Below are 557 nucleotides of genomic sequence, written 5' to 3'. Positions count from 1 at the left end.
CCGGCGTCGGCGGTGAGGTTGCCTTCGGCCTTGGCGGTGCTGGCGATGACGTTGATGTCGCGGCCGGCGTTGAGGGTCAGGTTGCCGCCGCTGGTGACGCTCGAGGCGAGGTTTTCCACGGTGGTGGTGATGGTGGAACGATGGCCGCCGTCTGCCAGTTCGTGGATTTCGCTTTCGTTGCGCGTGGCCAGCAGGTTGAGGTCGCGGGTGGCGCTCAGGCTGGCGTCGCCGCCGCTGCGGATGGCCGATGAGTTGGTCAGGTCGCGGGCGGATTTGATCGTCAGCGTGTCGCGGGCGCTGATGCTGCCGCCGTCGTCGACCAGGGTGCGCATGCCGGAGCCTGCACCCACGGCGATGGCGGTGCGGTCGTTGACGATGTCGCCCTTGAGGGTGGCGAGGCTGACCTGGTTGCCGCGAATTTCGCCGGCCAGGGCGTTGCGAATGCTGTCCGTGGCCATGAGGCTCAGGCGTTCGTTGGCTTCGACCAGACCGCCCTGATAGAGGCTGCCTTTGACGTCGGCGGACAGGTCGTGGGTGCCGCGCAGGGTGCCGACGTT

Annotated in this window: 1 protein-coding gene; it reads right to left on the bottom strand. The window is 67.9% G+C overall.

What is annotated here, in order from left to right:
- Positions 1–557: hemagglutinin repeat-containing protein (locus tag QK293_RS27480; protein WP_282383516.1), on the bottom strand; the 557-nt coding region annotated here is incomplete at both ends.

The sequence above is a fragment of the Pseudomonas sp. AL03 genome (genome assembly GCF_029960815.1).
Lineage (GTDB): Bacteria > Pseudomonadota > Gammaproteobacteria > Pseudomonadales > Pseudomonadaceae > Aquipseudomonas.
This window is presented reverse-complemented; position numbering and strand designations above follow the sequence as displayed.